Annotated in this window: 11 protein-coding genes; 1 reads left to right on the forward strand and 10 read right to left on the reverse strand. The window is 66.6% G+C overall.

The window, feature by feature from the left end:
- Positions 1-9: 9 nt before the first annotated feature.
- The 7 genes from ACFOJE_RS04900 to ACFOJE_RS04930 form a co-directional block, all read right to left on the reverse strand.
- A complete protein-coding gene (locus ACFOJE_RS04900; RefSeq protein WP_377813153.1) occupies positions 10-924 on the reverse strand; it encodes a glycosyltransferase family 2 protein in 915 nt (304 codons plus the stop codon).
- 57 nt (positions 925-981) lie between these two features.
- A complete protein-coding gene (locus ACFOJE_RS04905) occupies positions 982-2,868 on the reverse strand; it encodes an ABC transporter ATP-binding protein (protein WP_377813154.1) in 1,887 nt (628 codons plus the stop codon).
- Positions 2,835-3,920, reverse strand: a complete 1,086-nt coding sequence (locus tag ACFOJE_RS04910) for an NAD-dependent epimerase/dehydratase family protein (protein WP_377813155.1) — start codon at positions 3,918-3,920, stop codon at positions 2,835-2,837. Before ACFOJE_RS04910 ends, ACFOJE_RS04905 begins: the two co-directional genes overlap by 34 nt.
- Before the next feature lie 35 nt (positions 3,921-3,955).
- Positions 3,956-5,233: a Vi polysaccharide biosynthesis UDP-N-acetylglucosamine C-6 dehydrogenase TviB gene (tviB, locus tag ACFOJE_RS04915; RefSeq protein ID WP_377813156.1), complete on the reverse strand. Its 1,278-nt coding sequence runs from the start codon at positions 5,231-5,233 to the stop codon at positions 3,956-3,958.
- Positions 5,234-5,309: 76 nt separating this feature from the next.
- Positions 5,310-7,529: a polysaccharide biosynthesis tyrosine autokinase gene (locus ACFOJE_RS04920; protein ID WP_377813157.1), complete on the reverse strand. Its 2,220-nt coding sequence runs from the start codon at positions 7,527-7,529 to the stop codon at positions 5,310-5,312.
- 44 nt (positions 7,530-7,573) lie between these two features.
- Positions 7,574-8,014, reverse strand: a complete 441-nt coding sequence (locus ACFOJE_RS04925; protein WP_377813158.1) for a low molecular weight protein-tyrosine-phosphatase — start codon at positions 8,012-8,014, stop codon at positions 7,574-7,576.
- A 557-nt stretch (positions 8,015-8,571) separates the two neighbouring features.
- A complete protein-coding gene (locus ACFOJE_RS04930) occupies positions 8,572-9,939 on the reverse strand; it encodes an MATE family efflux transporter (RefSeq protein WP_377813159.1) in 1,368 nt (455 codons plus the stop codon).
- A gap of 155 nt (positions 9,940-10,094) precedes the next feature.
- Here ACFOJE_RS04930 and pdxB point away from each other — a divergent pair, with 155 nt between their 5' ends.
- A complete protein-coding gene (gene pdxB, locus ACFOJE_RS04935) occupies positions 10,095-11,237 on the forward strand; it encodes a 4-phosphoerythronate dehydrogenase PdxB (protein ID WP_377813160.1) in 1,143 nt (380 codons plus the stop codon).
- Between the two features lie 71 nt (positions 11,238-11,308).
- Here the strand turns inward: pdxB and ACFOJE_RS04940 are convergent, their stop codons facing one another.
- From ACFOJE_RS04940 to ACFOJE_RS04950, 3 genes are all read right to left on the reverse strand, one after another.
- Positions 11,309-11,512, reverse strand: coding sequence for a PA1571 family protein (locus tag ACFOJE_RS04940; RefSeq protein WP_377813162.1), 204 nt, complete (start codon positions 11,510-11,512; stop codon positions 11,309-11,311).
- Between the two features lie 262 nt (positions 11,513-11,774).
- Entirely contained in the window at positions 11,775-12,056 is a 282-nt protein-coding gene (gene ppnP, locus ACFOJE_RS04945) for a pyrimidine/purine nucleoside phosphorylase (RefSeq protein WP_377813163.1), read from the reverse strand.
- 77 nt (positions 12,057-12,133) lie between these two features.
- Positions 12,134-12,676: an exonuclease domain-containing protein gene (locus ACFOJE_RS04950; protein ID WP_377813164.1), complete on the reverse strand. Its 543-nt coding sequence runs from the start codon at positions 12,674-12,676 to the stop codon at positions 12,134-12,136.
- Positions 12,677-12,797: the final 121 nt, after the last annotated feature.

Consider the following 12,797-nt stretch of genomic DNA (forward strand, 5'->3'; position numbering starts at 1 on the left):
GGCGCCGCCTCAGGTGATGTAGGTGCATTTGCGCAGCAGCTTCAGGTTGACGCGGCTGAGGCCGTTGTCGGGGCTGCCGAAGGTCCGGAAGTGCAGGGCCCAGAGTCGGCCCAGCAGGGAGCCGCCGGGGATCTGCTGCTCGATGGTGCGGACCGCCTCGGCCGGTTTGTTCAGGTAGAAGTACTTTTCCGCCAGATTGATGGCGTTCTTGATCCGGGCCTTGGTGTCCCGTTCGTAGAGCTCCGCGTACTTGCGGTTCTGCTCCAGGTGCGACTCGATGCTCCGCTCGTTGCTGTACAGGTGCTCGCCCGGGTGGTGGTTGACCCTGACCAGGGGCCGGCGGACGTAGGCGAACTCGAACCGCTGGCAGATGCGGATCAGCAGGTCGTGGTCCTCCATGGCGCTCATCTTCTCGTCGAAGAGGATGCCGTAGTCCCGCAGCACTGTCCGCGGGACCATCAGAAACGGCGCCCCGGCCCCGACGTTGTCGCGGGCCAGCAGGTGGTGCAGGGCGTTCTTGTCTATCCGCGGCAGCCAGGTGCTCATCCGGCCGTCCCCGTAGCAGTCGTCCCGGCCGCAGGTGACCGCGCCGAGCGTGGTGTTGCGGATCTTCGAGTACTGCTCGATCACCTTGTCCGGGTGGTATTCGTCGTCCGAGTCGAGGAAGGTGACGTAGCGTCCCTCGGCCCTGGCGATGCCGACGTTGCGTGCGCCGGAGGCGCGCAGGTTGCCGGGGTTCCTCAGATAGAGGATGCGCGAGTCCCGGAAGCCGGCGACCACCTCTTCGGTGTCGTCGGTGGAGGCGTCGTCGACGACGATCAGCTGGATTTCCCGATAGGACTGCGCCAGGGCGCTGCGGATCGCCCGGCCGAGCAGGCGCGCCCGGTTGTAGGTCGGCAGGATGATGCTTACCAGGTCGTTCATGGCTTTGGCTCCCGGGCTGGGGATCGGACCAGGGCGCGAGGCGCGGGCATGCCGGCCTCAGGCCTTCCTCAGGTGCTTGTCGATGATTTCGGCGTGGCTGCCGGTGCGCACCAGCACGCCATGCTCCAGTTCGAAGATCCTGTCGCAATCGCTCAGCGTGGAAAGGCGGTGGGCGATCATCAGCACGGTCAGTTCGCCGCCCAGTTCGCCGATGGCCTGCATCACCTGGCTTTCCGTGCAGTCGTCCAGGGCGCTGGTGGCCTCGTCGAAGATCAGCACGTCGGCCTCCCGGTACAGCGCCCGGGCGATGCCGATGCGCTGGCGCTGCCCGCCCGAGAGGCGCACGCCGCGCTCGCCGACCAGGGTCTCGTAGCCTTCCGGCAGCGCCTCGATGAACTGGTCGATGTGCGCCTGGCGGGCGGCCCGGCGCAGGCGCTGCGGGTCGATCCGCCGGCGCTCGACGCCGAAGGCGATGTTCTCGGCGATGGAGCTGTCGGCCAGGTAGATGCTCTGCGGCACGTGGGCGATGCGCGCCTGCCAGGCGCGCCGGTTGGCGGCGGTCAGCTCCACGCCGTCGATCAGGATCTTGCCGCTGCAGGGCTCCAGCAGGCCCATCAGCAGGTCCAGGGTGGTGCTCTTGCCGCTGCCGGTCTTGCCGATGAAGCCGACCCGGCTGCCCTTGGGGATGTCCAGGCTGAGGTGGCGGATCACCTCCGGGGCACCCGGCGCGTAGCGGAAGCAGAGGTCCTGCAGGGCCAGGCCGCGGGCGAAGGACAGCGGCCGCGGCGGCTCCGGGCTGGCGTACTCGGCGGGGATGGGCTGCTCGATCAGGTCGATCACGTCGTCGATGTCGCCCAGGTTGCCCATGATGGTGGCCCAGCCGTTGTACAGCTGCTGCATCAGCGGCAGCAGGCGCTGCGCGCCGATGGCCAGGGCGCCGAGGACCGGGATGGCCGCGGCCACGCCGCCGTCGCGCTGGCTCAGCCAGTAGGCGAGCACGGCGATCATCAGCATGCCGATGGATTCGATCAGGTAGCGCGGCGCGCCGGCGATGAAGGTGTTGGCCACCATCGCCCGCCGCAGGTCGCCGTCGACCTGGTGGAAGCGCTCGACGTAGAGCTCCTGGGAGCCGTCGATCAGCACGTCGCGAATGCCGCCGAGCCCTTCCTGGATGGCCTGCACCCGGACGTTCTGCGCACCGGCGATGATCCGGCTGTTGTCGCGCAGCTTGCGCCGGGTGCCGAGGGTGATCGCCAGGTAGAGCAGGGTGAAGCCGACGCCGGCGACGCTGGCGACCAGCGGGTCGATGAGGATCAGCGCGGCGAAGATGGCCAGAGCCATGATGGCGGCGATGATGGCGTTGATCAGCGGCAGGAGCATGCCCTTGACCACGTTCTGCGCCTTGCTCATGCCGGCGATGATCTGGCTGGTGTTGCGCGCCACGTGGTAGCGGTAGGGCTGGTAGAGGGTGCGCCGGTAGACCTCGACGCCGAGGTCGTAGCCGATGCCGAAGGTGATCCGGTTGCTGACCCAGAGCAGCAGCATGCGCACCGCCGCGGCGCTCACCGCGATCGCGCCGAACAGCAGGGTCGCCGGCAATAGCAGGTCCTGCCGGTCGTGCCAGCCGAGGGCGGCGAAACCCTGCTGCAGCAGCGGGTATTCCAGGGCCTTGCCCGGCTCGGCCATCAGGGTCAGGAAGGGCAGCACGGCGCCCAGGGTGGCCAGCTCGGCCAGGGCACCGAGCAGCATGAGCGCGAGCAGGCCGGCCAGTTGCACGCGCCGTCGCCGCGAGAGGTGGGCGTAGAGCCGGCGGATGGCGCCGGCCAGCGAGGCCCGCGTGCCCGGTACGGCGGTTTTCGGAACGAACGTGCCAACCAAGAGGCGCAAGAACCTGTGCCGCAGGCTGCTGTTCAGCGTGCGGCGAGCTGTACTGCTGACGGACATGCGAGGCTTCCTGTGTGGGCGATGTACCACGGCATGGCCTGGGCGATGCCGGCATGGAGGTCGTACTGCGGCGCATAGCCCAGCAGTCGTCGTGCCTTGCCGATGTCGGCCAGGGAATGGCGCACGTCGCCCGGGCGGAAGTCGCGGTACTTCGGTGTTCTCGCGTAGCGCACGCCGTGGCTGTCCAGGCTCTGGCGCAGCGCCTCGAACAGCTGGTTGAGGTCGGTGCGGGCGCTGACCGCGACGTTGTAGACCTGGTTGCGCGCCCTGGCGGCGCTGGTGGCGGCGAGCAGGTTGGCCTGCACGGCGTTGTCGACGAAGCAGAAGTCGCGGCTGCTGACGCCGTCGCCGTAGATGTGCACATCCTCGCCCCGCAGCATCGCCGCGATCCAGCGGGGAATCACCGCGGCGTAGGCGCCCTCCGGGTCCTGGCGCTTGCCGAAGACGTTGAAGTAGCGCAGGCCGACGCTGGCGAAGCCGTAGTTCAGGGCGAACACCTGGGCGTACAGCTCGTTGACGTACTTGGTCACGGCATAGGGCGAGAGCGGCTTTCCGATCCGCTGCTCGACCTTGGGCAGGGCGGGATGGTCGCCGTAGGTGGAGCTGCTGGCGGCGTAGGTGAAGCTCCTCGCCTGGGCGTCGCGGGCAGCGACCAGCATGTTGAGGAAGCCGTCGACGTTGGCGCCGTTGGTGGCGATCGGCTCGTCCAGCGAGCGCGGGACCGAGCCGAGGGCGGCGTGGTGCAGGACGTGCTCGACCGGCATGGCGCCCCGCGCATGGGGGAAGTAGAGGGCGCGGCGGCAGTCGTTGAGGTTGCGGATGTCGCCGCGGATGAAGTGGAAGTTGGCCCACTGCTCGGGGGTGACCAGATCGCAGACCTCTTCCAGGTTGCGCCGGTGGCCGGTGGCGAAGTTGTCCAGGCCGACCACGCGCTGGCCGAGTACCAGCAGGGTTTCCAGCAGATTGGAGCCGATGAAGCCGGCGACTCCGGTGATCAGCCAGGTCTGCGGCGACCGCGGCAGTTCACTCAGCAGGCGTTGATAACGTGGCATCGGATGATCCGCCTTGGGGGTGGGTGGGGAATCTTCTACAGGCGCAGGTCCGCCTCCTCGGCGCGCAGCAGGTATTTCAGGTCGTAGAGAACATGGGCGGGCTTGCCGAGACGGCGGATGCTGTGCGCGCCCATGCCGCGGAACTGGTGGTGCGCCACGGCCAGGACGATGCCGTCGTAGGCGTTGGGCAGGGGCTCGGCGACCGGGGTGATGCCGTACTCGTGCTCGGCCTCCTCGGGGCTGACCCAGGGGTCGTAGACATCCACCGAGACGTTGTACTCGCGCAGCTCGCGGACGATGTCGACGACCCGCGTGTTGCGCAGGTCCGGGCAGTTCTCCTTGAAGGCCAGGCCCATGATCAGGGCGCGCGCGCCGTCGATCTGAATGCGCCGCTTGAGCATCGCCTTGATCAGCTGGGACACCACGTAGCTGCCCATGCCGTCGTTGAGGCGGCGGCCGGCGAGGATGATCTCCGGGTGGTAGCCGATGGCCTGGGCCTTGTGGGTCAGGTAGTAGGGGTCGACGCCGATGCAGTGGCCGCCGACCAGGCCGGGGCGGAACGGCAGGAAGTTCCACTTGGTTCCGGCGGCCTGGAGCACGGCCTCGGTGTCGATGCCCATGCGGTTGAAGATCACCGCCAGCTCGTTGACCAGGGCGATGTTGAGGTCGCGCTGGGTGTTCTCGATGACCTTGGCCGCCTCGGCGATCCGGATGCTGCCGGCCTTGTGCGTGCCGGCGGCGATGATCTCGTTGTAGAGCGCGTCCACCAGCTCGGCGACCTCCGGCGTCGAGCCCGAGGTGATCTTCCTGATCCGGGTGACCCGGTGCTCGTGGTCGCCGGGGTTGATCCGCTCGGGGCTGTAGCCGGCATAGAAGTCGCGGTTGAAGACCAGCCCGGAGACCCGCTCCAGCACCGGCACGCAGCCCTCTTCGGTGGCGCCGGGGTAGACGGTGGATTCGTAGATGACCACGTCGTCCTTCTTCAGCACCCGGCCGATGGTTTCCGAGGCGCGGATCAGCGGGGTCAGGTCGGGCTTCTTGTGCTCGTCGATCGGCGTCGGCACGGTGACGATGAACACGTTGCGGTCGGCCAGGCTGGCGATGTCGGCGCTGTAGACCAGCGAGGTGGCTTCCCGCAGCTCCCGGTCGCCGACTTCCAGGGTCTTGTCGTGCCCGGCCTGCAGGGCGGCGATGCGCGCCGGGTCGATGTCGAAGCCGACGACGGAGCGGCGCTTGCCGAACTCCACGGCCAGGGGGAGCCCCACGTAGCCGAGCCCGATGATGGCGAGCTTGATGTCTTGCAGGTTGTGCATGGTCGTTACCCCGTCCGGCGTCGGTGTTCGAGCATCAACTTGCGTGCGGGCGGCCCGGCTCCCTGGCCGCCCCGGGTCAGGCGTTGTCCGATTTGTATTCGTACTGGAAGTAGTAGCGGTGGCCGTAGCCGTAGGCCGAGGCCCGCTTCTTCATGCCGTTGAAGATGGCGCCCTTGATGACGATGCCGTTCTGGGCGAAGCGCTTGACCGCCAGTTCGATCTCGCGGGCGTGGTTGACTCCGAAGCGGGCGACGATGAGGCTGGTCCCGGCCTGCCGGCCGACGATCGCCGCGTCGGTCACCGCGAGCAGGGGCGGGGTGTCGAAGATCACCAGGTCGAAGGCCGCGCTGGTCTGCTCGAGCAGGGCGGTGAAGTTGGGGTGCATCAGCAGTTCGGAGGGGTTGGGCGGGATCTGCCCGCGTGGCAGCAGGAACATGCCTTCGACCGGGGTGGCGCGGATGGCCTGGTCGAGGGTGCAGCGTTTGGACAGCGTATCGGAGAGGCCGTTGTCCGCCTTCAGGTCGAGCAGCTTGTGCAGGTGCCCCTTGCGCATGTCCATGTCGATCAGCAGGACGCGCTTGCCGGTCTGGGCGATGACCGCGGCGAGGTTGAGCGAGACGAAGCTCTTGCCCACCTTCGGGCTGGGCCCGGAGATCATCAGGCGGTTGTCCTCCGCCTCCAGCATGGCGAAGTGCAGGCTGGTGCGCAGGCTGCGCAGCGCCTCCACGGCCAGGTCGTCCGGGCTGCTGGCCGCCAGCAGCGCGGCGCCGCCGTCGCCCGCGCCGCGCGGGCGCTTGCTGTGGCTGATCTGGTTCTGCCGCTCGCTGAACGGCACGGTGGCGTAGACCGGCAGGCCCAGGTGCTCGATGGCCTCGGGGGTCTCCAGCCCCGGGTTGAGCTGCTTGCGGACGAGGATGAAAGCGATCGCCAGGGCCGCGCCGAACAGCGTCGAGCCGGTGACGATCAGCGCCTTGCGCGGCGCCACCGGTCCGCTCTCGGCCACCGCCGAGTCGATGATGCGCACGTTGCCGACCGTGCCGGCGCGCACCAGGTCCAGTTCCTGGGCCTTATTCAGCAGCTGGGTGTAGATCTCGGTGCTGACCTGCACGTCGCGGGAGTAGCGCAGGACCTCCTGCTGGGTCTCCGGCAGCCCCTTCACCTTGCCGGCGATCTCGTTCTGGCGCCGGGTCAGGCTCTCGATCTGCATCATCAGGGCCTGGTAGCTGGGGTGCTCGCGCGTGTAGCGGCGGTCGTACTCGGCCTGCTGCATCTTCAGTTCGGAGATGCGGGTTTCCAGGGCCACGGCCTGGTTGAGGATGGTGCTGGTCTCCAGCGAGATGTCCACCGAGCCGTTGCTCTTGCGGTAGTTGTTCAGCGCTTCCTCGGCCCGCTCCAGGTCCTGGCGCACGTGGGGGAGCTGGCCGCGCAGGAACTCCAGGCTGCTGGCGGCCTCGGCGGACATGCGCTCGACGTTCTGGCGGACGAACTGGCGGCTGATCTCGTCGACCACCTTGACCGCGTGCTGGGGTTCCGGGTGGGTCATGGCGACGGTGATCAGGCCGGTATCGGTGCCCAGTTCGCTCAGCTGCAGGGCTCCCTGGTAGGCGCGGATGGTGCCCAGGCGGTTGAGCCGCTGCAGGACGAAGTGCGTGCCGGGGCGGGCGGTCAGCTCGCGGATCTGCAGATGGATGCCGTTGCCGTCGACGGCCTGGCCGACGTGTCCCTCGGCCAGCAGGGCGCCGGAACCGTCGTACAGGCTGAAGGCGTCCCCTTCGCCCTTGATCAGCTGGAAGGTCTCGCCGACCCGCTCGGGCGCCACGTCGAGCTGGAAGACGTCGATGGATTCGCCGCCCCAGGCGTATTCGTCCAGCCCCATGAGGGGCGGCGCCAGGGCGTCCGGATGGCTCGCCCGATAGCGGCGGGCGAGGAGGTCGCCGATCCACGGGAAGCGCACCGGCGCGGCCTGGATGTCCAGCCCGAGGTTGTCGACGGCCTTGCCGATCACGGTGCGCGAGCGGATCAGCTCGATCTCGGTGCCGGTGGTGGCATCCGACATGCCGAGGGAGTCGCCGATTTCGCTGAGTCCGGGGGCGGTGCCGCTCTTCTTCTCGATCTGCACCAGGGCATTGGCCAGATAGATCGGGGTGGCCAGCTTGGCGTAGACCGCACCGCCCAGACAGAACAGCGCGGTGATAAAGGCGATCAGCCATTTGTGGTCGAGCAGGGTGCCGAGCAGCTTGCGGAAGTCGATGCTGCCGTCGTGGTCCGGCTGGGGCAGGGCTTGGACTGGTTGCATGGGTCGGTCTTCGTCAGGTGGAAGTAACTGCGGGTCCGGTCGGACTACGGGCGCAGGCGTTTCGCCCAGGCCTCGACGCCTTTTTCGATGTCCCGGTAGGCCTGCTCGAAGGCCGTCCTGTCCCGGCGGTAGGGGTCGACGATTTCCAGCTCGCCCTGCCATTTGCCTAGGAGGAAGGTCTTGCCGCGCGCTTCCGGGGCCATGTGGTGGATGTGCTCGATGTGCCTGCGTTCCATGGTCAGCACCAGATCGGCCGCCTGCAGCATGGCGCCGTCCAGCTGGCGGGCCCGGTGCTCGGGCAAGGCGTGTCGGTGTTCGAGGAGTACGCTGCGGGTGCTGGCTTCGATGGGCTGGCCGACCTTGGCCGCCAGGCCGGCGGAAGCTACCTTGACGCCGCTGCCGGCGATGGCTTCTTCCAACAGTATTTGCGCACAGGGACTACGGCATATATTGCCGATACAGACGATCAAAACTCGCTCGAACACTTCGGCAATCCTTGAGTTGTATGTTTCTTCGAACTTGCAATGGGCAGTCGATAATCGAAGCGGCATTCGTTCGGTGCGAGCGATCGCCATGCGGGGATGACCCGCGGTAGTTCTTCGCTGTTGCGCTTATATATTCATCGCTTCGCCAGAAGAGTGCATCGGCACGCTACCGCCCCAGGTTTAACGTCTTTTCCTGAAGACAAAAAACCTCATGCAAACAGCATCCTGCTCGCGGTCGTTGCGAGCGACTAACGGTCTGTTTTTGAGTGGTTTTATGGCCGTAATGCGGGCTCGGCCTTCAATTGTCCTAAGTGACATCTGCAGAAACCCTTTATGTTCTTCCGTGAAGTTTCGCTCCATTGCCTCATCGGATTTCTGGCGGCAATGTCAACCAAATGACTATTTGCAGATAAAGCCATTTGGCTAGGAGTGGGCAAAAGTGTAGTAGAGAGGGGCTTCGGTATAGAAGCCGCGAGTTGGCATCCGATAAGTGGTAGTTACCTTGAATAATTAGCGGAGACCAACCGGCAACTTCACTATAACTTTCGCGAGCGATCTTATATATGAACGCGCAATCGGGTGCAGCGCAGCAGGCGGATGCCGAGCAGGGCCGCGGCGCAGGTCAGGCCGATCACCAGCCCCTGCCAGAGACCGCGCGGGCCGCTGGGAGCGCCGAGCCAATCGCTCAGGCCGAGGCCATAGCCGATCGGCAGCGCGATTCCCCAGTAGGCGAAGAGGGTGATGAGCATGGTCGCACGGGTGTCCTGGTAGCCGCGTAAGGCCCCCGCCGCGCTGACCTGGATGGCGTCGGAGAACTGGAACAGGGCGGAATAGACGAGCAGGCCGCTGGCGATCTGGATGACCAGCGGGTCGGCGGTGTAGACGCGGGCGATGTCCTCGCGCAGCAGCAGCATGGAGGTGGCCGACAGGCAGGCGAAGCCCAGCGCTGTCCCCATGCCGACGGCGGCGGAGAAGCGGGCGGTGTGCGCCTGGTCGCGGCCGAGGCTCTGGCCTACGCGAACGGTGACGGCCATCGCCAGGGAATAGGGAACCATGAACACCAGGGAGGAGAAGTTGAGCGCGATCTGGTGGCCGGCGACCACGTCGGCCCCTAGCCCGCCGATCAGCAAGGCGACCACGGAGAAGACGCTGACCTCGGCGAATACGGCGATGCCGATCGGCACGCCGACGCCCATCAGGCGGCCGATGGTCGGCCAGCGCGGCGGCTCGAAGCGCTCGAACAGGCGGATCGGCGCGTAGCAGGGGGCCCAGCGAACCCAGCCGAGCATGCCGATCAGCATGAACAGCATCACCAGCCCGGTCGCCCAGCCGCAGCCGACGCCGCCCATGGCCGGCAGACCGAACTTGCCGTGGATGAAGACGTAGTTGGCCGGAATGTTCAGCAGCAGGCCGGCGATGCCCAGCATCATGCTCGGGCGCGTGTGTCCGAGGCCGTCGCTGAAGCAGCGCAGCACCTGATACAGGGCGGCAGCAGGGAACCCAAAGGCCACGGCGCGCAGATAGCCCATGGCCGGCTCGATCAGACGCGCCTCCACCTTCATCAGATGCAGCACGGGTTCGGCGTTCCAGAGCAGCAGGGCCGTGCCGAAACCCACGGCCAGGGCCAGCCACAGCGCCTGGCGGACCAGCGGGCCGATCTCCGCCAGCCGACCGGCACCGAAGCGTTCCGCCACCTTGGGCGTGGTCGCCAGCAGCACGCCGGTCATCAGCAGGTACAGGGGCACCCAGAGCGAATTGCCCAGCGCGACCGCCGCCAGGTCGGCGGATCCGACCCGGCCGGCCATCAGCGTGTCGACGAAGCCCATGGCCGTGTGCGCCAGCTGGGCGACGATGATCGGCAGGGCGAGAGGGAGGAGGGCGCGCAACTCGGTGCGCACCCGCTGCGGGAACGAGACGGCAGACATCTGGATATCGGGCGGGCGCTTGCGGAAAGGCCGCGTAGTCTACGCGCTGACGGAGCGGTCAGAAAAGCTCGGCGAGGGCCCGGTCGGTTTTTCGCGCATGGCTCCCGTGCCGTCGTAGAAGTGCCTAGAATGGCGAGCCTCGAAAGGAGCCTGCCATGCGAATTCTCGCCGACGAAAACATTCCTCTGGTCGATGCCTTCTTCGGCGCCTTCGGCGATATCCGCCGCGCGCCGGGGCGATCCATCGACCGCGAAACCCTGGGCGACGCCGAGGTCCTGCTGGTGCGCTCGGTCACCCGAGTCGACGAGGCGCTGCTGGCTGGCAGCCAGGTCCGCTTCGTCGGCACCTGCACCATCGGCACCGATCATCTCGATCTCGAATACCTGCGCCAGGCGGGGATCGCCTGGGCCAGCGCGCCAGGCTGCAATGCCCGCGGCGTGGTCGATTACGTGCTGGGCAGTCTGATCAGCCTGGCCGAAGTGCATGGCGTCGATCTGGCCTCGAGAACCTACGGGGTGATCGGTGCCGGCCAGGTCGGCGGACGGCTGGTCGACGTGCTGCGCAGCCTGGGCTGGCGCGTGCTGGTCTGCGATCCGCTGCGGCAAGAGGCCGAAGGCGGCGATTTCGTCGATCTGCCGACCATCCTGAGCGAGTGCGACGTACTGAGCCTGCACACGCCGCTGACCCGCAGCGGTCCGCATCCGACCTGGCATCTGCTTGGGCGCGAGGAACTGGGGAGGCTCCGGCCCGGTTCCTGGCTGATCAACGCCAGTCGCGGCGCCGTCGTCGACAACGCGGCGTTGCGCGAGCTGCTCGCCGATCGCACGGATCTGGAAGCGGTACTGGATGTCTGGGAGGGTGAGCCGGAGGTCGATGTCGCTTTGGCCGACCTATGCCATATCGCTACGCCGCACATCGCCGGCTATAGCCTGGACGGCAAGCTGCGCGGCACTGAGCAGATCTATCAGGCTTTCTGCAGGGAGCGGGGGCTGCCCCCGTCGATTCGTCTCGATGCGCTGCTGCCGGCGCCCTGGCTCAGGGAGCTGAGTCTGGATGCCGGTGCCGACCCGGCCTGGGCCCTGGCCATGGTCTGCCGCGCGGTTTACGACCCGCGCCGCGACGATGCGGATTTTCGCCGGACCCTGCAGGGCGGCTCCGCGGAGCGGCGTGCCGGCTTCGATGCGTTGCGCAAGCACTACCCACCTCGTCGGGAAATCGACGGGTTGCGTGTGTCCCTGGGCCGCGAGGCCCCGATTCTGAAGCAGATGCTGAAGGCGCTGGGTATTTCCCAGGATTAGGCCGGGACGGGGGCGGTCGGCTTCCAAGGCTCACGAACCCCGGCAAGCCTCCTTCGCACACGCCGAAAGAATCAGCCGGCTCTCCTGGGCGTGGCGGCTGGGTGCCTGCTCTGCCGTTGCCGCGGGAGGCTCCACTCCTCGTCGAGAATGCGGCAGGCTGTCTGGATCATGTCCTCCGTAATGGGAACTTCCCGACCTTCGGCATCGATGATGGCTCCACCGGTCGGACCCTGGGCGTGCTGGGACTCCTGGCGCTGCTCGGTTTCGTTTGGCATTACCGATCTCCTCTTCCGCTCACGACAGTTCAGGCGTCGGAATGGACAGACCGTGCTGTCTCTGGCATCCAGGCGCCATGGCGAAGGCCGAGCGCTCGGGTTATGCCCGAGTTGGCCTGCTGTGCAGAACAGGATGGACCATTCGATTGCCGGAAGAGTTCAGCGTCTGCGAGGAAGTGCCGCCGACCGGAGGACGGCCGGGAGAAGGGTATCCCAGGGGGGAAACCGGCGAGGAAGCCGGTTTCGGGCGGAGTCGCTTCGATCAGCGATATTCGCAGAGGTAGGCGGTGTCGGTGGCGACTTTCAGCTGGAACTTACTATTGGCGGGAACGATGAACTGGCTACCGGCCTCATAGGTCGCCCAAGCATCGCTGCCCGGCAGCTTGACGGTGAGGGCGCCTGCGATCACGTGCATGATCTCCTGCTGGCTGGTACCGAATTCATATTCGCCAGCTGCCATCACGCCGATGGTGGCCGGCCCCTGGCTCATGCCGAAGGCGATGGATTTGACGGTGCCGTCGAAGTACTCGTTGACTTTGAACATGCTAGCTACCTCGGAAGGGGTGAAAAAGGCCCGCCAGTATGCATAAGACGTTTGGGGCCGTCATCCGCTTCTTGGCGCTAGGCGGGAAGTATCAGGGGGAGCAGACGTGCCGTGTTCCGCGCATCCTCCAGAGCACGATGCTGCTGCCCCTGGAAGCGTAGGCCGGCGAGATGGAGGGCGGTTTTCAGGCCCACGGCGCGCTTGAGTTGGCGGGCCTCGGCAAAGCGCTGCTTGAGATTGGTGTGGCTGCTCATGGTCAGTGAACTGATCAGGCCATGGCGCTGCCATTCCAGCTCGAGCTGCCGGCGATCGTATTCGCCCCAGCTGGCCCACCCAGCCAGACGCTGGCGGTGAGGTTGCAGCCAATGCTCGAACTGCATCCAGACACTGGACATGGATTCGGCGGCGTCGATATCCGGCTGGCTGATATGCGTCAGGCCCTTGCAGAAGCTGGTGAGGTACGGGCGCCGCTGTGGCTTGACGAAGCGCTGAAAATGATCGATCTCATGCCCGTCCTCGTTAACCAGGCTGGCACCGATCTCGATGATCTCCATATCCTTGATCGGCCAGCCACCTTCTTCCGTTGTGGCCTCCAGATCGATCACCAGCCAGATATCCATGGCAACCTCCTGTGCGCGGGCCTCGGGCTTCCTTGCCGTTCATTTACCCGGGCGGGTGCATTCTACCGTCAACCGCGGTGGTCAGTCTCAGTCTGGGGCAAACCCAGCATGAAGAGATTTC

This window comes from Azotobacter bryophylli (assembly GCF_042643485.1).
In the GTDB taxonomy this organism is placed as follows: Bacteria; Pseudomonadota; Gammaproteobacteria; order Pseudomonadales; family Pseudomonadaceae; genus Azotobacter; species Azotobacter bryophylli.